General features: G+C 67.9%; 18 protein-coding genes. 13 read left to right on the top strand and 5 right to left on the bottom strand.

From position 1 onward, the window contains the following. Window positions 1–38 precede the first annotated feature (38 nt). Together E2E27_RS03950 and E2E27_RS03945 are read left to right on the top strand one after the other, a co-directional pair. Window positions 39–734: a Crp/Fnr family transcriptional regulator gene (locus E2E27_RS03950; protein WP_181443546.1), complete on the top strand. Its 696-nt coding sequence runs from the start codon at window positions 39–41 to the stop codon at window positions 732–734. Continuing rightward, window positions 734–3,598, top strand: a complete 2,865-nt coding sequence (locus E2E27_RS03945) for an adenylate/guanylate cyclase domain-containing protein (RefSeq protein ID WP_141457790.1) — start codon at window positions 734–736, stop codon at window positions 3,596–3,598. The genes E2E27_RS03950 and E2E27_RS03945 overlap by 1 nt, the downstream gene beginning before the upstream one ends. Here the strand turns inward: E2E27_RS03945 and E2E27_RS03940 are convergent. Further along, window positions 3,585–7,727: a Dyp-type peroxidase gene (locus tag E2E27_RS03940; protein WP_141457789.1), complete on the bottom strand. Its 4,143-nt coding sequence runs from the start codon at window positions 7,725–7,727 to the stop codon at window positions 3,585–3,587. The genes E2E27_RS03945 and E2E27_RS03940 overlap by 14 nt on opposite strands. A 136-nt stretch (window positions 7,728–7,863) precedes the next feature. Beyond that, complete coding sequence (locus E2E27_RS03935; RefSeq protein WP_141457788.1) at window positions 7,864–8,634, bottom strand: helix-turn-helix domain-containing protein; 771 nt, start codon at window positions 8,632–8,634, stop codon at window positions 7,864–7,866. 125 nt (window positions 8,635–8,759) lie between these two features. Here E2E27_RS03935 and E2E27_RS03930 point away from each other — a divergent pair, with 125 nt between their 5' ends. Continuing rightward, window positions 8,760–9,314 (top strand): hypothetical protein, encoded by a 555-nt coding sequence (locus E2E27_RS03930; protein ID WP_141457787.1) that lies wholly within the window; start codon window positions 8,760–8,762, stop codon window positions 9,312–9,314. Window positions 9,315–9,338: 24 nt separating this feature from the next. On the opposite strand, the gene E2E27_RS03925 is transcribed toward E2E27_RS03930, so the two are convergent. The 3 genes from E2E27_RS03925 to E2E27_RS03915 all read right to left on the bottom strand — a co-directional run bounded on the left by E2E27_RS03925 (window position 9,339) and on the right by E2E27_RS03915 (window position 14,079). Further along, complete coding sequence (locus E2E27_RS03925; RefSeq protein WP_141461554.1) at window positions 9,339–11,138, bottom strand: AMP-dependent synthetase/ligase; 1,800 nt, start codon at window positions 11,136–11,138, stop codon at window positions 9,339–9,341. A gap of 161 nt (window positions 11,139–11,299) precedes the next feature. Then, window positions 11,300–13,027 (bottom strand): gamma-glutamyltransferase, encoded by a 1,728-nt coding sequence (ggt, locus tag E2E27_RS03920; RefSeq protein WP_141457786.1) that lies wholly within the window; start codon window positions 13,025–13,027, stop codon window positions 11,300–11,302. Window positions 13,028–13,038: 11 nt separating this feature from the next. Continuing rightward, entirely contained in the window at window positions 13,039–14,079 is a 1,041-nt protein-coding gene (locus E2E27_RS03915) for a quinone-dependent dihydroorotate dehydrogenase (protein WP_141457785.1), read from the bottom strand. 344 nt (window positions 14,080–14,423) lie between these two features. Here E2E27_RS03915 and E2E27_RS03910 point away from each other — a divergent pair, with 344 nt between their 5' ends. From E2E27_RS03910 to E2E27_RS03865, 10 genes are all read left to right on the top strand, one after another. Next, the gene (locus tag E2E27_RS03910) at window positions 14,424–15,356 is read left to right on the top strand and encodes a helix-turn-helix domain-containing protein (protein ID WP_141457784.1); all 933 of its coding nucleotides are present in this window, start codon (window positions 14,424–14,426) and stop codon (window positions 15,354–15,356) included. A 112-nt stretch (window positions 15,357–15,468) separates the two neighbouring features. Next, window positions 15,469–16,314: a helix-turn-helix transcriptional regulator gene (locus E2E27_RS03905; protein WP_141457783.1), complete on the top strand. Its 846-nt coding sequence runs from the start codon at window positions 15,469–15,471 to the stop codon at window positions 16,312–16,314. A gap of 97 nt (window positions 16,315–16,411) precedes the next feature. After that, entirely contained in the window at window positions 16,412–16,849 is a 438-nt protein-coding gene (locus tag E2E27_RS03900; RefSeq protein ID WP_141457782.1) for an SUF system Fe-S cluster assembly regulator, read from the top strand. After that, the gene (gene sufB / locus E2E27_RS03895; protein WP_141457781.1) at window positions 16,846–18,342 is read left to right on the top strand and encodes a Fe-S cluster assembly protein SufB; all 1,497 of its coding nucleotides are present in this window, start codon (window positions 16,846–16,848) and stop codon (window positions 18,340–18,342) included. Before E2E27_RS03900 ends, sufB begins: the two co-directional genes overlap by 4 nt. A 148-nt stretch (window positions 18,343–18,490) precedes the next feature. After that, entirely contained in the window at window positions 18,491–18,817 is a 327-nt protein-coding gene (locus E2E27_RS03890; protein ID WP_141457780.1) for a hypothetical protein, read from the top strand. 1 nt (window position 18,818) lies between these two features. Next, entirely contained in the window at window positions 18,819–19,406 is a 588-nt protein-coding gene (locus tag E2E27_RS03885; protein WP_141457779.1) for an endonuclease domain-containing protein, read from the top strand. Continuing rightward, a complete protein-coding gene (locus E2E27_RS03880) occupies window positions 19,403–19,927 on the top strand; it encodes a hypothetical protein (protein ID WP_141457778.1) in 525 nt (174 codons plus the stop codon). The genes E2E27_RS03885 and E2E27_RS03880 overlap by 4 nt, the downstream gene beginning before the upstream one ends. After that, window positions 19,927–20,682, top strand: coding sequence for a Fe-S cluster assembly ATPase SufC (gene sufC / locus E2E27_RS03875; protein ID WP_141457777.1), 756 nt, complete (start codon window positions 19,927–19,929; stop codon window positions 20,680–20,682). Before E2E27_RS03880 ends, sufC begins: the two co-directional genes overlap by 1 nt. A gap of 8 nt (window positions 20,683–20,690) precedes the next feature. After that, window positions 20,691–21,068 (top strand): hypothetical protein, encoded by a 378-nt coding sequence (locus E2E27_RS03870; protein WP_141457776.1) that lies wholly within the window; start codon window positions 20,691–20,693, stop codon window positions 21,066–21,068. Next, window positions 21,065–21,820: a SufD family Fe-S cluster assembly protein gene (locus E2E27_RS03865; RefSeq protein ID WP_141457775.1), complete on the top strand. Its 756-nt coding sequence runs from the start codon at window positions 21,065–21,067 to the stop codon at window positions 21,818–21,820. The genes E2E27_RS03870 and E2E27_RS03865 overlap by 4 nt, the downstream gene beginning before the upstream one ends. The last annotated feature ends 14 nt before the right edge of the window (window positions 21,821–21,834 follow it).

Genomic DNA, 21,834 nt, shown 5'->3' with positions numbered 1-21,834 from the left:
TTGTGCATTTGCGAAGGGCAGGTGTGTGGGGGCGCCGTATGGAAACCATCAGACAAGTCGCCATCGCCGGCCTCGACGCTGAAGAGACCCTCCCGCCCGCGCTGGCAGAGGCCTTCGCCGCGCGGGGCAAGCGCATCCATGCGCGAAAAGGGCAGATGCTGATCGCGCAGGGCTCCGAAGCGAGCGATGTCTATCTGATCGAATCGGGCCGCGTGAACATCTCGGTGTTCTCCGCCAACGGGCGCGAGACGATCCTGCGCGACATGGGGCCGGGGCGGCTGTTCGGCGAGCTGGCGGCGATCGACGGCGGGCCGCGCTCGGCCAATGTCACCGTGGTCGAGGATGCGGTGCTGGTGCTGATCTCGGCAGCGGCGTTCCGCGCCTTTCTGGTCGAGGTGCCGGGTGCGGGGTTCTGGATGGCCGCGCAGCTGGTGTCGCGCGTGCGCAACCTCTCGGACAAGTCGGTCGAGCTTGCCTCGCAGCCTGTCGCGGCGCGGCTGGTGAACGAGCTGCTGCGGATCGCCGCTGCGCAGGGCCATGACGACGACCGCGCCGAGATCGCCCGGATGCCCACCCATGCCGATCTCGCCGCCCGGATCGGCACCCACCGCGAGGCGGTGACGCGCGAATTGCGCCAGCTGGCGCGCGAGGGGCTGGTCGCGCAAACCGGGCGCAAGCTGGTGGTGGTGTCGCGCGCAGGGCTTGCGGCGCTGCACGAAAGGCTGGCGCGCTGATGCAGGCCATCCGGCAGGAACGTCGCCTTGCCACCCTCCTGTTTTCCGACCTCACCAACTCCACCGCGCTTGCCGCCGGACTGGAGCCGGAACAGTTCGTCGAAGTGATCGAGCAGATCCGGGCGATCGCGCACCGGGTGATCCCGGCGCATGGCGGCGATATCCTGCGCGTCGATGGCGACGGGATGCTGTGCCTGTTCGGCTATCCCGATGTCCACGAGGACGCGGGCCGCCGCGCGACCGAGGCCGCGCTCGACATGCACGCCGCGATGGCGGCGATCGCGGCCGTGTTCGGGACGAGCGATCTGCCGCTGATGCTCCACAGCGGAATCCACGCCGGGATGGTGCTGATCCGCGAAGGCGATCTGGTGCGCGGCAAATATGAAGTACTGGGCGATGCCACCAATGTCGCCGCGCGGGTGTGCGATGCCGCCGCGCCGGGCGAGATCCTCGTCAGCGCCGAGACGCTGGGGGCCGAGCGGCATTTCTTCACCGTCGCCGAAGCCCGCGCGATCCATCCGCGGGGGCATCAGGCGCCGCTCGAATGCCTCGCCGTCACCGGGCGCAGTGGAATCGCGCGGCGGTTCGAGGCGCGCGCGCGCGCCGGGCTGACCCCGTTTCAGGGGCGCGATGCGGAGTGGGAGGCCTTCACCCGCTGGCTCGCCGCGCGCCGTAGCCGCCCGGCGGTGCTCGGGCTGCATGGCCCCGCGGGGATCGGCAAGAGCCGCTTCCTCTCGCGCATCGCCGCCCATGCCGCTGCCGCCGGATGGAATGTCGCGCCCGGCTATTGCGAGGCCTATCTCAGCGCGCGCCCCTTGCAGGCCTTTGCCCAGGCCGCCGCCAGCCTGCCGGGCGAGCCTCCGGCTGCCGACACGCCCGAAGCGGTGCGCGCCGCCCTGCTCGCGGGTTCGCAGGTGCTGCTGGTGATCGACGACTGGCAATGGGCCGACGATGCCAGCCGCGATTTCCTCGCCGATCTGCTGCGCGATGCCGATCCCGCGCGGCTCGCCTGCGTGCTCGCCTCGCGCGAGAGCGGATTCGACTTTCCGGGCAGCGGCGAGGCCGAGGTGCTGGCGCTCGCCCCGCTGGGCCGCGATGCGACGCTGGCGGCGATCGAGGCGCTGCTCGCCTCGCCCGATCCCTTCGTGGTCGACCGGATCGAGCGCGCCTCAGGCGGCTCGCCCTTGCTGATCGAGGAATTGTGCCACGCCTTCGCCACCGGCACCGCCGCGCCCGACCGCGATCCGCGCGGGGCGTGGTTCGATCAGGCGGTGCAATCGCGCTTCGACCGGCTGGAGCGCACCGACCGCGATCTGCTCAAGCTGGCGGCGGTGATCGGGCATATCGTCCCCGGCTGGCTGATCGAGAGCCTGCACGGCGCCCGGCTCGACCCGGCCCAGCTGGAGCGCCTGCAGGAAGTCGATTTCCTGTTTCCGGGCGATACGCCGGGCACCTATCGCTTCAAGCACGGGCTGACCCGCGATGCGCTCTATGCCGGGCTGGGGCGGGACGAGCGCCGCCTGCTACATGCCGAGGTGCTGGCGGTGATCGAGGCGGCCAGCGCCGCGCGCGGGCGCGAGGCGCTGCTCGATGCGCTGGCCTATCACGCGGTCGCCGCCGGGCGCGGGGCGACGGGGCTCGCCTATGCGATCGAAGCGGGCGATGCGGCGCTGACGGCGGGCGCGCTCGACCGGGCGCAGGGGCATTACCTCGCCGCGCTCGATCTGCTCGGCCGCCTGCCCACGCCCGAGGCGCAGCGCGAGGCGGGGTGGGCACTGCTCAACAAGTTCGGGCTCGCCTGCATCGTCGATCCCGCGCCCGATCAGCTCGCTGTGCTCGAACGGCTGCGCGAGGTGCTGGCGGTGTATGGGCAGGCACGCAACATGCAGCGCGCCGAATACTGGCTCGGGCTGATCGCCTATGGAGTGGGCCTCGGCAAGCGCTCGGTCCGCCACCTCGAAGCCGCACTGGCGCGGGCCGAGGCGAGCGGGCGGGAGGGTGACATCCTGCTGATCCGCACCAAGCTCGCGCATTCGCGATTCGCCAGCGGCCAAGTCGCCGCCGCCGCCGCGCAGTTCGAAGCCGATCTGCCGCGCCTCGCCGCTGCCACCACCCGCAACGAGCGCGAGGTCGCGGCCTATGCCCATGCCGGCTTCGCCTTCCTCAACGCGCAGAGTGGCCACCACGCCCGCGCGGCGGCGCTGTTTGCCGAAGCCGACCGGATCCTTGCCGATCCCGAGAGTGCGATGAACGCCAGCATCCTGCTCTACCGTTCCGCCGCGCTGATCACGCAAGGATCGTGGGAGGCGGCGATGGCGGCGGCGGGCGCGGTGATCGCGGTCAGCCATCGCAGCCGCGCGCGGATGCAGAACCGCACCGCCCGCGCCCAGACCGCCTATGCCCGCTGGCGCCTGACCGGCGATCCGCAGGATGCCGCCGCGCTCGAAGCGGTAGCGCGCGAGTTCCTGACCGGCAGCAACAGCCTGCAACACGTCTCGATGGTGTTCGGCTGGGTGACAGAGGCGATGGTGGCGGTGGGCGATATCCCCCGCGCGCGCCTTTACATGGGGCAGGTCATTTCCCGCGCACGGATCGCGGGCGACCGGCTGGGCGAGGCGATGGGCTGGCGCGCGATGGCGCGCGCGGCGCTGGCGGCGGGCGACGAAAAGCGCGCCGCGCGCTACCTCGGCTTCGCCCGCCGCGCCGCTGCGCTCAGGGTCTCGGCGAGCGAAGCGGCGCATAACGACATGCTCGCCGCCGAACTGCTCGCCGCGCAGGGCAATGCCGCCGAAGCCGCCCGTCTGCGTGACGCTGCCACCGCCGCCTTCGCGCGGATGGAAATGCCCGCCTTCACCAGTCGCTGATGCGCAGGATCAGCGAGGCGGGGAGCGCCTGAATCGTCCCGGCCTCCAGCAGCGCGGCGAGAATGCCCTTCATCCCGCCCATCGCCATGGCCTGCGCGGGACAGGCGTGGACCGGCTCCTCGTCGCTGGCGTCGGGATCGGGCAGCACCGCGCCGTCATCGCCCAGCCGGTAGCCCTGCCAGCCCTTCGCCCGCCGCCCGCCGAAGATCACGTCGATCCCCGAAGCGCCGGTCGGATCGGCGCACAGCGCGCCCTGACTGGCCGAGGCGAGGCTGACGATCACCATGTCGCCTTCCTCGGCAATCACGTCGGGCTCGCCGCTGGCGGCATCGCGCGGGATGGCGACGCGGCGCTTGGCGGTGCGGAACAGCACGTCGGGTGCGGGGCGGATACACATCGCCTGCGCCACCGGCGCCGCCAGCACGGCGAGCGCCTCCTCCGCGCAAGTCTCGGGCGAGCGTCCCGCCAGCGCCTGCACCAGCGCGGCCTGATGCCGCCACAAGCGCCCGCTCAAGAGCCATTCGAACAGCACGTTGCGCATGTTCGCCTCCATCGGCGGGATCGCGCCGATCATGGTGCCGATGATGTTGCGCGCCAGCACCTCGTCGTCCGGGGTCTTGTCGAACAATTTCTGGATCAGCGGGGTGCGCGGCAGCGCCGGATCAGCGCGGTGGCGCGCGACGAACATCCGCCCGGCCTTGAGGATCGCGGTGCCGTGCATCTGCGCGAAGTCGCGGATCGAGGCATTGGGCCGCGGGAACACCGCCCCGCGCGAAGGGGCCATGAAGTCCCCCGGACACAGCGCCTCGGACCGTTCGGTCGCGGTATCGACCACCGTCTCGACGATCCGCTTCCACGACCAGGCCCCGGCGTGGAGCGCCTGTTCGTCGGGCAGGCCATACCACAGCCGCCAGATTCCGGCGAGCGCAGGCTGGAGATATTCGCGCCGCATCTCCAGCTTGAAAAACCTGCGCCCCAGCGCGCGGGCCTCCGCCTTGCGCTGATCGAGCACCGCGCGCCCGGCGATGTAGCCCGCACGGAAAGCGGCGGCCTCGGGATAGGCGAGGAGCGCGGTGTTGGTGGCGGCAGACTCGGCGTGATAGTTCAGCTTCTGCTGCTTGGTGGTGCCATCGGGGCCGGGATAGTCGTGGGTGCCGGACAGGCAGATATAGCGGTCGTCGGGCTGCTGGGTGACATAGATCGGCCCGGCATTGGGGCTTATCCGCCGCAGCTGTTCCTCGTTGGTGAAGTTCTCCCAGTCGGCCAGCACCCGCATCACCTGCCGCATCCCCCCGGCGATGATCACGTTCTGATGCTCCCACGAAGGATTGCGCCACTTCTCGGTGCAGGCCGGCTGATCGGACAGCGCTCTGGCCGAGGCCATCAGCGCCTTGTTCGGCCCCTTGGTCATCGGCGCGCGGCAATTGATCACGCCCCCCGCGGCGGTGCGGATCGCCTCCCATACGTGCGGGCTGATGCCGTTTTCGGCGGGGTCTTTGGTCAGAAAATCGTCGAGCAGCCGCTTCCATTCGCCCCCGCGCACGGTCTCGTTGTCGAGCTGCATCACCCGGCGGATCTGCGGGGTGCCGATATCCGCGCCGCGCAGCGGGCCGAGCGGGCGGTAGCTGCCCTGCCACTCCCCGGCCATCGCGGTCAGCGCCGCGCGCGCCGGGGCGAAGGTGTAGAGCCCCCAATAGAGCGGCGTGAAGGGGTGGCGGCCCGGCTCGGACAGGCTGCCCTGCGGCTGATCGGGCGCGGGCAGCGGGATGCTCAGCACCACCGGCTCGCGTCGCCCGCTGGCATCGTCGCGGTGCGCCACGAAGCGGAACGCGCCTTCGCCGGCGCGCGGGCAGACCCCGGTCAGCGGGTCGTTGTTGGCCGAGGCCACATCGGTCGGATTGCCGCCATTGAGCCAGCGCTGGATCACCTCGTATTGCTCGGAGATGCTGGCGACATAGGCCATGAACATCATCCCCGGCGCGGCATCGGTATCCTCGCCGAACAGCATCCCGCGGCGCAGCAGGCGCGGGGTGGGCCGATCATGCTCGCGCCGCACCTCGACCGGGGCGGCGAGCCCGCGTTCGTTGCGGCGCGGGTTGGCGCGGCGGATATGGGCCGCATGGGGGCAGCGCAGGCCCTCGGCATCGCCCCGGAAATCGAAATCGTTGAGATCGGGCGAGACCGTCTCGGCGAGCGGCCGGCCGGTCTCGTCACGCCCCATCACCGCTGCCTTGAGCCGCGCGCGCGCCTCCGCCTCGGTCCAGCCGGTGGCGGCGGCGATGGCGTGCTTGTGCGCATCGAGCCAGGCATCGAAAGCGGCGACATTGGTTCCGATCTTGCGCACCACCAGAAAGCTGCCGTTTTTCTGGAAGGCCAGCGCCTGCTTGCGGTGCTCACTGCGCCAGTGGGTGTTGTAATCCAGCGGGCGGTCCGCGGCATCGAGGGTGCGGAATTCGTCGGGCGAGCCGTCGCCGCGATCATTGGCATAGCCCGCCAGCACCTCGCCCAACGCCACGCGGTCGCGGTGCAGGCCGTAGCCGGGGGCATCGGGCAGGCGCGGGCGCGGCTGGCTGATCCCGTCGGTAAAGCCGAAATGCTCGCGGAAGCGCCCTTCCTCGTCGAACTTCGCGTGGAGCCAGTCGACCGCCTCGAGCGTCACCGCCGTTCCTGCCTGACGCATCAGGGCAATTGCCGCGCTGCGGAAAGCGGCGGCATCGGTGCCGGCGCCGCGCAGTTGCAGGACGATGTCGATCTCCTCCAGCTGCACCGGCGGGAGGCGCAGGTCGGCAGGCACCAGCCCCATCAGCGCGGGGCCGTTACGTTCGGGCAGGATCCAATTGCGCGGATGGTTTTCGCGCATGTCGCCCACCAGCCCGCTGCGCTGCGCCAGCCCTTCGCGGAACTCCTTGGGGAAGCGGTCGAGCGTGTCGGGCGCCATGCCCATTTCGACGAGGCCGTGCGGCGTGAAGGCGATATTGCCCGCCAGCGCCGCGGGGTCGCCGGGCGCGTCACCCTCGAACCGGAGCACGCTGCTCGCCATCAGTTTGCGGATAAAGCCGCGCGCGCCCGCGGCATCGCGCACGCTGAGCAGCATCAGCGCGCCCTGATCGGCGGGCGCGGTGCGGGAGCCGTGGGCGCGCAGGATCCCGGCCTGCACCTCCTTGCGATCGAAGGCCGGATCGGGCGGCGTTGGCATCGCGGCATCCAGCGCATCGACATGGGCCCGGCCGGTGCGATACCAGTCCAGCGGGACGGCATAGGCTCTGAGCAGCAGCGCCTCCGGCCCTTGCGGATCGGCCGCCGCCGCCGCCTCGACCCCCTTCAGCACCGGATCGAACCCCAGCAGGATGTCGCGCGTCACCCGCAGCAGGCGGTGTCCTTCATTCTCGCGCTCGGGCTCCCCCATCGGCCCGGTCATCCATTCGGGCGGGTAGAAATCGGCGAGCTTGTGCAGCACGTTGAGCGCTTCGAAGGCGAGCTCGGTGGTCTTGCGCGGATGGCCCATGCGGGTGCGCAGCGCATCGTCTTCGGGATGCGCCATCGTCAGCCCGGCGCGCGCCACATCGCCTGCCCCGCTACGCTCGGCCCGCTCAAGCGCGCTCAGATATTTGTGATCCCGCACCCCCAGCCCGGTGGTGTTGTAGAAGATCGCGCTGTCCATCTGGTTGTCGCGCACCCACTGGATATATTCCTCGAACCCGTGCTCGGTGGCGGTGACATAGCCCTCGCAATTGCAGAACAGCAGATCGAGAAACGGGCCGAGCGGGCGCCAGATCTGGCGCATATAGGGCTCGAACCCGCCTTCGAACGTGGCGGTGAGGTAGAGATAGCGGCGCGGGGTCAGCGTCAGCGTCTGGTCGTTCCCGCGCGCAAGACCGAACAGATCGCGGTCGATCACCCCGACGCGGAAATCGAGCAGGCTGAGGATCCGCTCGGTCACATCGCTGAAGGGCATCACCCGCTCGTATTCGCGCGCCGCGACCCTCAGCTTGTTGAGCGCATTGGCGGTGAGATCGAGCCGCGAGGCATAGCTCATCGTCTCGAAGGCCTTGATGAAGCCGTCCTTGATCGGCGCGATCACGACGAGATCGGCGATCCCGTCGATATGTTTCGAAGTCACGTGCTCCATGTGCGCCCCCCTTGGCGATCCCCCCGGCACGCCGCATCGCAGCGCGCTACAAGACAGATCATGGAGCGCGGGGCCGCGCAAGAGTGTGGCAATTGCCACAGGCGCACCGGAGCCTGTCGGATTTGTCAGGCCGGGGTCAGCCGATCACGATCCCGACCACCCTCCAGACGCCATCTTCCCATTCGAGGGACACGCTTTCGACCTGTTGGGTGCCGTCAGCGTAGGTGCTGGCGAACTTGACGAGCTGGTAGCCTTCAGGCGGCGCGGGCACGAATTCGTTGGTGACGAGATTGCGGGTCAGCACCTTGCCGAGCGGCTCTCGGACGCGCCTGGAGACATCGGTCCAGACTTGAAGCGTATTGGCCTTGCGGAACTGCTTGCCCGTCGCAGCGTAGCTTTCGGCCCAGCGGCTGTCGTCGATCAGCTCGAGGAAATCCTCTGCCGCGCGGGAGGCGGCCTCGGCGTCGGCCTCGGCGCTGGCGGCAAGCGTCACGGGAAGCGCGGGCGCGTTCAGCGACAGGGGCGAGGCGGGGAGGAACAGGGCGGCGATCATCAGCGACATGGCAAGCACTCCGGCAAAGGTGAGGGCTAGACGCGGCGTAATATCCGGCCCGGCCCGCCGCCCGGTGGCGGCCTCTCCCGTTTGATGTGCTGCGGCGTCCCGCGCTTCCCCCAAAGTCTTGTCCCCCAGCATTTCGGGGGTCTCCGCCTCGGCGTCGAGCAGCCGCCGCGCGGCTTCCCGGCTGCTGGTCACGCCCAGCTTGCGCCGCGCCTCGCGCAGGCGTTCGTTGACGGTGTGGACCGACAGGCCCAGCACGCGCGCCGAGGACTTGGCATCATGTCCGCGCAGCAGCAGTCGCAGCGTGTCCTTCTCCCTGTCGGTCAGCGTATCGAGGCCATCGGTCATGCGCGCCGGTCTAGGACGGGGGCGAAAACCGGGCCACCCCGAATTTTTCGTATGCCTGCCAAGAGCGGTCTGGCTGCCCGGCGCCGGTAGCGAAGGTTTAAGGCCTTGTATCTTATGCGATGCCCATGTCGGTGCATTTCGATGTCAGCAAGATCAGCTTTTTCGGGCTGGATGATTGGTCCGTAGCGGTCTGCGCATGGCGGGGCTGTTGCCTCGAGGTGTTTGCGCGGGCCGAACATTCGGTGGCGGATTGTTTGCGTGCGCTCGAAAAGGCAGGCATCGCCGTGGGCAAGGACGCGCACCATCCTTTCGCGGGCACACGCCTCAAGGCTTTGGGTGCCTGTATCGCCAGTCACGATTTCGGCGGACACGGCAAGGTCGCGCGGACACGCATCAGCCGGTGGGAGAAGGTGCACGAACTGCGCGCCTATCTGGCTCACGGCACGGTCAAGGCGGCGGGCAGCGGCGTGGTCATTCAGCACACGAATTATGACGGCAAAAGCGAGAAACGCCTTCCCCCGCGGCAGCTTAGCCGGATCGAGATGCTTACCGTGCTGGCCGAGCTGGAGGAGGTGCAAACGCATCTCCATGATCAACTCGGCCAGATAAAGGCTCTGGCGACCAAGGTGAAACCCAAGAAAGTCGCAACCAAGGCCCACCCCGGTTCTGATCCGGAGTGACGGTTGAGGGGCTGGGGTGTGCCCCTACCCCCGATAAAGCCCGTCGATCCGGTCCTGATACCGGTCGCGGATCTTGTGACGCCTGATCTTCATGCTCGGCGTCATTTCCTCGTTCTCGATGGTGAAGGCCTCGTCCGCGAAGGCGAACTGGCGGACCTTCTCGATCACCGACAGGTCGGCGTTGGTCCGGTCGACCGCCGCGCGCACCGCGTTCTTGAAGGCGGGGAGCTCCTGCAAGGCTTTCAGATCGAACTTCTCGCCATTGGCGCGGGCCCATTCCACCGCCCATTCGGCGTCCGGCACGATCAGGCCGACCACATAGGGCCGCTTGTCGCCGCTCACCATCGCCTGCGCGATTTCGGGCTGGAGCGTCAGCATCCCCTCGACCTTCTGGGGGGCGATATTGTCGCCCTTGTCGTTGACGATCATGTCCTTCTTGCGGTCGGTGATGACGATCCGGCCCTTGCTGTCGAAGTGGCCGATGTCGCCGGTGTGGAGCCAGCCATCCTGCAGCGTGCGCGCGGTTTCGGCCTCGTTGCGCCAGTAGCCGTGCATCACCAGCTCGCCGCGTACGAGGATTTCGCCATCCTCGGCGATGCGCACTTCGACACCCCTGAGCGGCGGGCCGACGGTGTCCATCTTGAGGCCGACCTTCGGACGGTTGCAGCTGATCACCGGCCCGGCTTCGGTCTGGCCATAGCCTTGCAGCATGGTGAGACCGACCGCGTCGAAGAAATTGCCGACTTCCGGATTGAGCGGCGCGCCGCCCGAGACCATCGCCTTGATCCGCCCGCCGAACTTGGCGCGGATCTTGGGGCGAAAGGCTTTTTCGACGATGAAGTCGAGCGGCTTGTCGCGCAGCCGCTTCTTGCCGTCCTTGCTGTTGCCCGCGATCCGCAGCGCCGCATCCATCATGAAGCTGGCGGCCTTGCCCTGCTTTTCGACCTGCTTCATGATCCGGGTGCGCAGCACTTCGAACAGGCGCGGGACGACGACCATGATGGTGGGCCGCGTCTCCTCGATGTTCGAGGCGAGCTTCTCCAGCCCCTCGGAATAGAAGATCTCCGCGCCCACACCGATCGGCAGAAATTGCCCGCCCGAATGTTCGTAGGCGTGGCTCAAGGGGAGGAACGACAGGAAGCGCTCGTCCTTGATCCCGAAATCCTCGATCAGCACTTCGGCTGCACCCGCCGCGTTGCACAGGATCGCGCCGTGGTGCTGCATCACCCCGCGCGGCGCGCCGCCGGTGCCGCTGGTGTAGATCAGGCAGGCCGTGTCCGAGCGTTCGATCCGCGCGATCCGCGCATCCACCGCCGCGCGCGCCGCCGCCGCATCGCCGGTGATGAGTCTTGCCCAGCGATGATATTCGAAGCTGCCCGATTGCTGGCGCTTCAAATCGTTGATCCCGATGACGTGCTCGACCAGCCCGGTCTGCCCGATCGCGCCCACCAGCGGAGCGAGCAGTTTCTCGGTCGAGACGAACACCGCGCGCGCGCCCGAATTGTCGAGGATATGCGCGTGATCGCGGCGGGTGTTGGTGGTGTAGGTCGGCACGGTGATGCACCCGGCCGCCATGATTGCTAGGTCGGCGATGCACCATTCGGGGCGGTTTTCGCTCACCAGCGCCACCCGGTCGCCATCGCTCAATCCCATCGCCCGCAACGCCTCGGCAATCAGGCAGACGTGCTCCGCCGCCGAACGCCAAGACTGCGTCACCCACTGCCCGCCGCTTTTGTGGCCGAGGAAGGGCGCGTCGCCCTTCTGGTCAGCGCGCTTCAGGAACAGCGCGACCAGGTTCTGCGCGCCGTCGATGTCCTGCAGCAGCGGATGATCGGCCGGATTGACGACCGCGCGCGGGGCATGGACATGGCTGGGGGAATGCACTGGCAAAGGCTCCTGATCCCTTCGAGTTTATATGTCGCAGGTTCAGGCACGACCCGCGTGTTGGCGGCAGATTAGAAGGTCGCAGCCGTAGCGGCAAGCGCTCAGGGCGTGACCACGCTGACGAGCCGCGGCTCGGTCGCCACCTCCCAGGTGCCGTCGACGCGGCGGCCCACGGCATTGGCCTTGATCGGCGCCGGGCCGACGCGGATGCCGGTGTGGCCGAGCGCCTTCAGCGCATCCTGCATGCCAACCAGCGCCGTGCCCTCCTCGATCAGCAGCGTATCGCCGAAGGCCATCGCGAAGGGCATGGCGAGCGCCTCCTGCGCACCCATGCGGAAATCGAGTACGCCGATGATCGCGCGGGCGACGGTGACGGGGATCGTCGGCCCGCCTGCCGCGCCGATCACCAGCACGATCTTGCCGTCGGCATCATAAACCACCGTCGGCGCCATCGAGGAACGCGGGCGCTTGCCCCCCTCGACCCTGTTGGCGACCGGCTTGCCGTCCGCCTCGGGGGTCAGGGTGAAGTCGGTCAACTCGTTGTTGAGATAGAACCCGCCGAAGAACAGGCCCGACCCGAAAGCCCCCTCGATGGTCGAGGTGTAGCTGACGGCATTCCCGCCCGCGTCCACCACGGCAAAGTGGGTGGTGCCGTGCTCGGGCTCCTCCGGCCCGTCCCCGCGCGCGAGCGGCGCGCCCGGCGGCACCCCGGCCTCGACCTTGGCGAGCCGCGTGTCGGGCGAGATCAGTGCCGAGCGGCTGGCGAGGTAGCCCGCGTCGACCAGCCCTGCGACGGGCACTTCGACATAATCGGCATCGCCCGAATACAGCTCGCGGTCGGCATAGGCGAGGCGCTGGCTCTCGATGAACAGGTGCCAGAACTGCGGGCTGTCCGGCCCCATCGCGGCCAGATCGAACCGCTCGAGCTGGACCAGCATCTGCGCCACCGCCATCCCGCCCGAGGACGGCGGGCCCATGCCGCAGACCTTGTAGACGCGGTAACGTACGCAGACGGGCGGCCGCTCCTTGGCGGTGTAGCCGCGCACGTCGGCCTCGGTCATTGTGCCGTCGCGCGGGGTGCGTTCGGCCACCCAGCGCGCGAGACTGCCGGCGTTGAGGTCATACAGCGCCCCCGGCCCGTTCTGCGCCAGATCGGTGAGCGATTCGGCCAGATCGGGGTTGCGTACCACCGTGCCGAGCGGCAGCGGCTCGCCATCCGGGCCGAAGAACACCCGCTTCGCTTCCATGTCGAGATCGGCGCGGCCCTTGTTGCCCTTGAGCGATTCGTAGAGCCGCTGGTTCATCACGAAGCCATCCCGCGCGAGCGCGATGGCGGGCTGGAACAGCGCTTCCCACGGCAGCGTCCCGTGTTCGGCATGGGCCTTGGCGGCGAGCGCGAGATTGCCCGGCACCCCGACGCTGAGGCCCGAGAAAACGCGGGTCTCGCGCGGGAGCACCTTGCCCGCGTCATCGAGAAAACGGGTCGGGGTCGCGGCGGCAGGGGCGGTTTCGCGCCCGTCATAGCTCACGAGCGCGCCGCTTGCCGCATCGGCGCGCAACATGAAGCCGCCGCCGCCGATGCCGGAGCTTTGCGGCTCGACCACGGTCAGCGCCAGCATCACCGCAATCGCGGCATCGACCGCCGAGCCGCCCTGCGCCAGAATCGCCTCACCCGCCGCGGTCGCGCGCGGATCAGCGGCGCTGACCGCGCCTGCCATGACGGGGACGGGCGGTGCTGCAGCGGTCCCGGCGGGGGCCGAGGTCTGGGTGGTGGCACAGCCTGAAAGGGCCAGCGCCAGCGGGGCGATGAGGGCAGGAAGGAAGCGCATCGCCAAGCTAGCTATTCGCTTCCCACCGCTTCGGCAATGCTCGCAAAGCCATCGCGCCGCATCAGCGCCTCCAGCCCGCGCACGATCTGAGCGCCGAGGCCGGGGCCTTCGTAGACCATCGCCGAATAGAGCTGCACCAGCGATGCGCCCGCGCGGATACGCTCCCACGCGTGCTCTGCCGTGGCAATCCCGCCGACGCCGACCAACGGCAGCGCGCCGCCGGTCGCCTTGCGGAAATCGCGCAGCCGCTGGGTCGCCAGTTGGCGCAGGGGCGCGCCCGAGAGCCCGCCGGTCTCGCCCGCGTGGGCCGAGCGCAGCGCCGGGCGGCTGATCGTCGTGTTCGACACCACCAGCGCGCCAAGCCTGTGGTCGAGCGCGATCCGGGCGATGGCGTCGATGTCCGCCGCTTCGAGATCGGGGGCGACCTTGAGGAACACCGGCGGCGGCGAATCGGCGACCGCTGCGTCGCGCGCCGCGATCACCGCCTCGATCAAGGCGGTCAGCGCGCCCTCGTCCTGCAACGCGCGCAGGCCCGGGGTGTTGGGACTGGAGACGTTGACGCAGAGATAGCTCGAATATGGAGCCATCTTGCGCGCCATCACCGCATAGTCGGCGATGCGGTCGGCAGAATCCTTGTTGGCGCCGATGTTGACGGCGACGATGCCGGGTCGCCCGGCGCGCGCGCGCAACCGCTCCAGCGCCGCCTCGGCCCCGCCATTGTTGAACCCCATGCGGTTGATAACCGCCTGATCTTCCACCAGTCTGAACAGGCGCGGGCGCGGGTTCCCGGCTTGCGGCAGCGGGGTGATCGAGCCGACCTCGGTAAAGCCGAAGCCCAGCCCGAGCAGCGCGTCGGGCACTTCGGCATCCTTGTCGAACCCCGCCGCCACGCCGACCGGATTGGGAAAGGTCAGCCCCGCCACCTCCACCGCCAACGGCCCTGCGGCAGGCGGCGCACGGTGCGGCAGCAGCGCGAGCGAGCGCAAGGCAAGGCGGTGCCCGGTCTCCGAATTGAGCGCGAACAGGGCGGGTTTGATCAGGCGGAACAGCATGGCCCAGCGCCTATGGCAGCACGCGTGCCGTGTCGAGACAATCGCACCGGGACAATCGGGCGATTTGCGTCTCTCCGCGCCGTTTAGCCGTGAGTTTACAACGACTAACCCTTGCTACCCCCACGATAGGGGGAATTGCGTGTCGCTTGCATACAATCCCGCGACTGATTCGCAGGCTATAGGCCCTCTTGCGACCCGAAGGGCTCGGAGCAGAGATGCTAAGAGTTCCTCAACTCAGATAGGCGGCGCTCCATCAGGGGCGCCGCCTTTTTTTCGCGGGTCTGTTTTTCGCGGCCCCGCAAGTCCCGCGCTTTTGACGGGGGGCGGAAAAGCAGCAATAGTGCATGTCACAGACCATGGACGCACCAACCGCCCCTCCCGAACTCGACCGTGATTTGCCGCACCCGCAAGGGCCGCTCACCGCAGCTGCACTGATCTCGGTCGATTACATCGCCCCGCCCGCGCCGATCGCGCCCTTCGTCACCACGCTCTACCACTTCCGCTGCGACGAGCCGCTGATCCGCGACATCCAGCCCGCCGCAATCGGCCAGCTCTGCATCTTCCCGCACGGCACGGGAGAAATGCACTTCGCCGAAGGATACCGAGATCCCAATCATCCCGTCGGCCTGCTGACGCCGCTGTCGCGCGCGACGCCGATCGAGGTCGAGGGGCCGTTTCACGCCTTTGGTGCGGCGCTCACCCCGGTCGGCTGGGCAGCGCTGACGGGGCTTCACGCCGGACAGCACAAGGACCGGCTGCTGCCCGCCGCCAGCGTGCTCGGGCCGGAGATTGCCGAGCTGGGCGAGCGGCTGATCGCAGCCTATCGCGACGGCAGCATCAGCGGGCGGGACTGCGCGCTCGCCGTGGGCGACTTCGTCGGCGCGAATGTGAAACCGGTCCACCCGCGCCATCTCGAACTGATCGCCGCGACCGGCCGCTGGCTGGGCGCTTCCTTCAATCCCGAAATCGGCGAGCTTTCGGGCGTGGCGGGCTATTCGGGCCGGCAGGTGCAGCGGCTGGTCGAGCGCTATTTTGGCCTGCCTCCGCGCGCGCTCGCCCGCAAGTACCGCGCCCTGCGCGCCGCCGCGCTGCTCTCCGCCCCGCAATTGTCGCTGGAGGACGAGGCAGAGATTGCCGAGGCTTTCTTCGATCAGCCGCACATGATCCGCGAGATCGCCCATTTCGTCGGGCGCACCCCGGCGCGGCTGACCGATCCGTCCACGCCCTACCTGGCCGAGATGATCGACGCGCGCAACCTGCGCGAGCTCGGGCCCTGACGCGCCCCCTCTCGACAAGCAGCCCGCATCGGCGCAAAAGCGCGCTGGGTCGCACCGCACCGGAAAAGGGGTCTCCGCCAGGAGAGATCGAGGGTTGCAGTACCGCACCAGAATGATTCCGCCGCAGCCCGAGGCCGCGGCGCTGGTCAACACCTTCTACATCATCGAAACCGGCCCCGAGCCGATCGTGGAACCTGTGCCCGCCTATGCCGCGCAGCTGCTGGTGATGGTGCGCGGGCAGGTGCGCTTCACCTTTGCCGATGGCAGCACGGGGCAATCCGCGCGGGTGTTCATCAACGCTCCGCAGATGCGCAGCGCCCGTGCGCGGCTGGAAGGCCCGGTGTTGCAGGTCGGCGCCTCGCTCACGCATACCGCCTGGCAGCGGCTCGCCAATCTGCCCGCCGACGAGGTGCATGACCGGCTGATCCCGGCCGAGGCGGTGCTCACCCCAGACCAGATCGCCACGCTCGAGGCCGCCGCGACCGCCTGCGAGGAAGGGCGGATCGCGCCCGAAGACCTGTGCCAGCATCTCGCCGCCGTCGTCGCTGCCGCCCCGCACGGCCTGCGCGAGGATCATGTCGCCGTGGTCGAAGCGATCCTGCGCTGGCTGGCGAGCGGGTTCGATCCGGCGCTGGCCGATCTTCACGCCAGCGTCGATGTCTCCCCGCGCCAGTTGCAGCGCATCAGCCGCCGCTTCTTCGGGGTCGCGCCCGCGCAGGTGCTCAAGCGGTTCCGCGCGCTGCGGGCGGCGATGATGCTTGCGCAACCCGCGATCAGCCGCGATCTGCACGACCAGCTATGGGCCAGCTTCTTCGATCAGGCCCACCTGATCCGCGACATCCGCCGCTACACCGGACGCACGCCGAGCCAGTTCCGCGAAGGGTCGCTGGCGCGCGATCTTCTCGATCCGGCGGGCCACGGGGATGCGGGCGCGCCGCTCAAGGCCGCAGCCGAGTAACCCTCCGCGCCAGCCCGGCTTTGGCGGTTGTAATGCGAGCGCTTTGCTCCTAATTGGAAATCGGAACGAATCCGTCCAATTTGAGAACCGCTCGCAAATGCGCCTGTCCAACCTTGCCGATTACGCCGTCATCACGATGTGCCAGGCCGCCGTTCACTGCGGTGATGGCCGGGTGAGTGCGGCGGAGCTGGCGGCGGAAACCGGCCTGCCGGTGCCGACGGTGCAAAAGCTGGTGTCGAAGCTGACCGCGGCGGGCCTGCTGCGGAGCGTGCGCGGTGCGCATGGCGGTTTGCAGCTCGGGCGGCCCGCGGCGGCAATCACCGTGGCGGACATCGTCGAGGCGATCGAGGGGCGCATCGCGCTCACCGCCTGCGTCGATCACACCGCCTGCGATTACGAGGCCGGGTGCAACATGAAGCCGCACTGGCCGATCATCAACAACGCGCTGCGGGGCGCGCTGGCGGGGATCACCCTCGCCCAGCTGCGCGGACCGGTGGCAGCGCCGACCCCCATGACCGAGGATCATCTGGCATGACCGACAACATCGACATTCAGGACAAGCCCGAAACCGACGTCGAGGCGCGCGAAGCCGCCGCCAAGGTCGCCGATTACGAGCATGGCTGGTCGTCGGACATCGAGACCGAGTTCGCCGAAAAGGGCCTCAACGAAGACACCGTCCGCTTCATCAGCGCCAAGAAGAACGAGCCCGAATGGATGCTCGAATGGCGGCTCAAGGCCTTCCGCTTGTGGCAGACGATGGAGGAGCCCGACTGGGCCAAGGTCGGCTATCCCAAGATCGACTATCAGGACGCCTATTACTACGCCGCACCCAAGAAGAAGGTCGAACTGGATTCGCTCGACGATCTCGATCCCGAGATCAAGCGCGTCTACGACAAGCTGGGTATCCCCTTGGGCGAGCAGGAAGTGCTCGCCGGGGTGAAGGGCGCGAAGAAGGTCGCGGTCGACGCGGTGTTCGACTCTGTCAGCGTCGCCACCAGCTTCCGCGAGGAACTGCTGCGCGCGGGCGTGATCTTCCTCTCGATCTCCGAGGCGATCCGCGAATATCCCGATCTGGTGAAGCAGTGGCTCGGCAAGGTCGTGCCCACGCGCGACAATTACTTCGCCTGTCTCAACTCGGCGGTCTTCTCCGACGGCACCTTCGTCTATGTGCCCGAAGGGGTGCGCTGCCCGATGGAGCTTTCGACCTATTTCCGCATCAATGCCGAGAATACCGGCCAGTTCGAACGCACCCTGATCGTCGCCGACAAGGGCGCCTATGTCAGCTACCTCGAAGGCTGCACCGCCCCGATGCGCGACGAGAATCAACTCCACGCCGCGGTGGTGGAACTGGTCGCGCTCGACGATGCCGAGATCAAGTATTCGACCGTGCAGAACTGGTACCCCGGCAACGCCGAGGGCAAGGGCGGGATCTACAACTTCGTCACCAAGCGCGCGCTGTGCCAGGGGGACCGTTCGAAGGTCAGCTGGACTCAGGTCGAAACCGGCTCGGCCGTGACGTGGAAGTATCCTTCGTGTGTGCTGAATGGCGAGGATAGCGTGGGCGAGTTCTACTCGGTCGCGGTGACCAACAATTACCAGCAGGCCGACACCGGCACCAAGATGATCCACAACGGCAGGAACAGCCGCTCGACGATCATCTCCAAGGGGATTTCGGCGGGCAAGTCGAACAACACCTATCGCGGCCTCGTCCGCGTCGGCCCGACCGCGAGCGGCGTGCGCAACTTCACCCAGTGCGACAGCCTGCTGCTCGGCGATCAATGCGGCGCGCACACCGTGCCCTATATCGAGGTGAAGAACCCCAGCGCCCAGATCGAGCACGAGGCGACCACCAGCAAGATCAGCGACGAACAGCTGTTCTACGCGATGCAGCGCGGCCTCGGCGAAGAGGAAGCCGTGGCGCTGATCGTCAACGGCTTTGCCAAGGACGTGCTGAAAGAGCTGCCGATGGAGTTTGCGGTCGAGGCGCAGAAGCTGCTGGCGATTTCCTTGGAAGGTTCGGTCGGATGATCCGCGTCGCCCTCACCACAACCGTCACCCCTATCGTCACCCCGGCGCAGGCCGGGGCCCAGGGCGGCAAAGTGCTGCACCCAGCGTCACTGGGTCCCGGCATGCGCCGGGATGACGAAGGAGCGATTTCGCTTGAAGGGAGCGTGGGGTGATGCTTCTCGCACCTTCCTTGATCGGCCTTCTTTTGGTTGCGGCTACCGACCAGCAGGCCGACGAATTCAGCATTATCAATAACATAACTGTAAACGTGACTGACATCGGGCGGGAAGACCTCGATGCGGCCCGCCGGTTCGCGGACTGTATGTCGAGGCCGCGCTTTCCCACCGAGGGCGAATATGAAGGGGTCGTATGGAAGTGTTCGCAGGCCCTTCCGAACACGACCAGTGAACAGCTTGCTTCCCTGCTCGATCAGATCCGCCACATTGTGCATGGCCATCCCGGCAGTGAAGCCACGCTCGAAATCAAGAAAAGATAGAATGACCACCCGCAAAACCCTCGCCCTCAACCCTGAGGCTACCACCACCGAAGCCCCCGCGCTCAAGAAGAAGGGCCGCGGGTGGGAGATTTCGGACAAGCGGCTCGATGCGCTGCACGAACAGGCGCGCGAGCTGCGCCGCCATTCGTCCGAGGCACACAAGGCGCTGGCCGAGAAGTTCAGCAAGGCCGATCTCGGCCGCTACACCTTCAAGCGCTTCGCGGTGGTCGGCTCCGCGATCGTCGATTTCAACTGCCACAACCTCGGCCTCGCGCTGGCGATCGACGAGGAGGGGCAGAACGACACCCTCGCCAAGCGCCGCGACAAGAGCCTCGAGAGCGTCGGCATCAAGGTGATGCGGATCGCCGCGACCGATATCCTCACCGATATCGACGCGGTGCTCAAGCAACTCACGCAAGTCATGCGCGACCGGATCGAGGAACGCAAAGCCGCCGCCCGCGCGCACAAGGCCGCCAACCCCAAGCAGACCTACGACCGCCCCAAGCCCCGCGGAACGGACCGCGCAACCGATCGCGGTGCGGATCGTTCCGCCAGCACCAGACCCTCAACCCGGAGCCGCCAGCCGTGATCGCAACCCTCGTTTTTGCCCCCCTCTTCGCGCTGCAATCCGCCGGCGAGGCCGCCGTCGCGATCAAGAACGACAATCCGGAAACCTGGACGGTCGAATATCCGCGCCTGATCCAGCCCTTCGTTGCCGATTATCGCCGCTGCCTGACGGTCACCAACCGCACGATTGCGGGCAAGGCCGATCTCGAAGCCCAGCACCAGACCGACATCACGCGCTGCGCCGCGGTGAAGGCGAAATCGATCGCGGAATCGAACGCCATGCTCGACGGGGCCAAGACCACCATGAGCCCCGAGGAGGTCGACCGCCTGTTCGACAACATTGGGAAAATCCACGTCGCGCGCGGGCGCGATCTCGACCAGCAGTTCCTCTCGCGCATGGCGGGGGCCGATGCGGCCAGCACCGCCTATGAAGCGGGCAAGCCCAAGGGCCTCGTGATCGAACTGCGCGACGCCAGCGTGGTCAAGGCGCGCACCGACGCCAGCGCCGCAGCCGCCGCCGAAGCCAGCAAGGACAAACCGTAATGCTCATCATCGAGAACCTCCACGCCACCGTCGGCGGGCCGGAGAACTCCAAACCGATCCTCAAGGGCCTTTCGCTCACCGTCCCGGCGGGCGAGGTGCACGCGATCATGGGCCCCAACGGTGCGGGCAAATCGACCCTGTCGAACGTGCTCGGCGGCAAGCCGGGTTACGAGGTGACCGCGGGCAGCGTGACCTTCCGGGGCGAAGACCTGCTGGCGCTGGAGCCGCACGAACGCGCGGCGAAGGGCCTGTTCCTCGGCTTTCAATACCCGGTCGAGATCCCCGGCGTCTCCAACGTCCAGTTCCTGCGCGAGGCGCTCAATTCCCAGCGCAAGGCGCGCGGGGAGGAGCCCTTGAGCGGGGGCGAGTTTCTGAAGCTCGCCAAGGACAAGGCGGGGCTGCTGAAGATGGACATGGACATGCTCAAGCGGCAGGTGAATGTCGGCTTTTCCGGCGGCGAGAAGAAGCGCGCCGAGATGGTGCAGATGGGCATCCTCGACCCCGCCTTCGCGGTGCTGGACGAGACCGACAGCGGCCTCGATATCGACGCGCTCAGGATCGTGGGCGCGGGGATCAACGCAATCATGCGCAGCCCCGACAAGGCGGTGCTGCTCATCACTCACTACCAGCGCCTGCTCGACGTGGTGAAGCCCGACAAGGTGAGCATCCTTGCCGGAGGCCGAATCGTCGAGACCGGCGGGCCGGAACTCGCGCTGCGGCTCGAGGCCGAGGGTTATGACGCGGTGATGGCGTGACGCATCTTTTGGCACTTTCTCTCGCGTTTGCAGCCGCCCAACCGGTAGCGGAACCGCCGGTCGATCACGAGATCGAAGTGATCGCCAATAAGCTGCGCACCTGGCGCGGCAATTGGAAGCTCAGCAAGGGCGCGGTGACCTGCAAGACCAAGCGCTCCACCGGGGACAAGGCCATCGATGCGATCGGCTGCGACGCGATGGTGCAGTGCATCGCGCCGATAGCGCCGCAATTTGTCGCTCTGGGCGAACAGAAGCTGCCCAAGGACGAGATGAACCAGCGGGCTAATGCCCTGGTGGAAGAAGCGGGCATCGGCGATTGCATTTTCTCGAGGCGCGAAGCGGGCATTTCCAGCCTTGCTGCCGCACGCCGGAGCAAGCGGACATGAGCTTAACCACCCTCCCCACACGGCGCGATGAAGCCTGGCGCTATGCCGATATGGATGCGCTCGCGCGGCTCGGCGTGGCGGCGCTCGATCAGTGGCAGACGATCGATGTGCCCGCCGGGGAGAGCATGACGCGCTGCCTCGTCGTCGGCAGCGACGCGCCCGAACTGCACCGCTTCCGCGTCCAGCTGGGCGAAGGCGCGCGCGCCGCGTTCTTCGTCACCAATGCAGGGAGCGACTACACCCGCGTCGAGCTGGAAGTGCACCTCGCCAAGGGTGCGCATTTCGAATTCGGCGGTGTCACCATCGGCGGAGCGGGCGTGACGCGCGAATTCGTGACGCAGGTCGTACATGCCGAACCGGAAGCGACCTCGAACCAGACCGTCCGCGCGGTCCACTGGGCGGGGGCGACGGGCAATTTCCTCGGCGAGATCAAGGTCGCGCGCCATGCGCAGAAGACCGACGCAGGCCAGGACTTCAAGGGCCTGCTGCTCGAAGCGGGGGCGAGCGCCAATGCCGTCCCGCAGCTCGAAATCTTCGCCGATGACGTGAAATGCGCCCACGGCGCGACGGTCGGCGCACTGGATGAGGCCGCGCGCTTCTACATGATGGCGCGCGGGGTCGATCCCGCCACGGCGCAGCGGTTGCTGGTGCAGGGCTTTATCGGCGATGCCTTTGTGGCGCTGGAGGACGAGGCCGAGCGCGAGACCCTGCTCGATGCCGCGTTGGCGGCGCTGGAGGGGGCGCGGCTGTGAACAACGCCAATATC

The sequence above is a fragment of the Porphyrobacter sp. YT40 genome, from assembly GCF_006542605.1.
Classification (GTDB): Bacteria; Pseudomonadota; Alphaproteobacteria; order Sphingomonadales; family Sphingomonadaceae; genus Erythrobacter.
The sequence above is the reverse complement of the archived record's forward strand: the minus strand, read 5'-3'. Positions and strand labels throughout refer to the sequence as shown.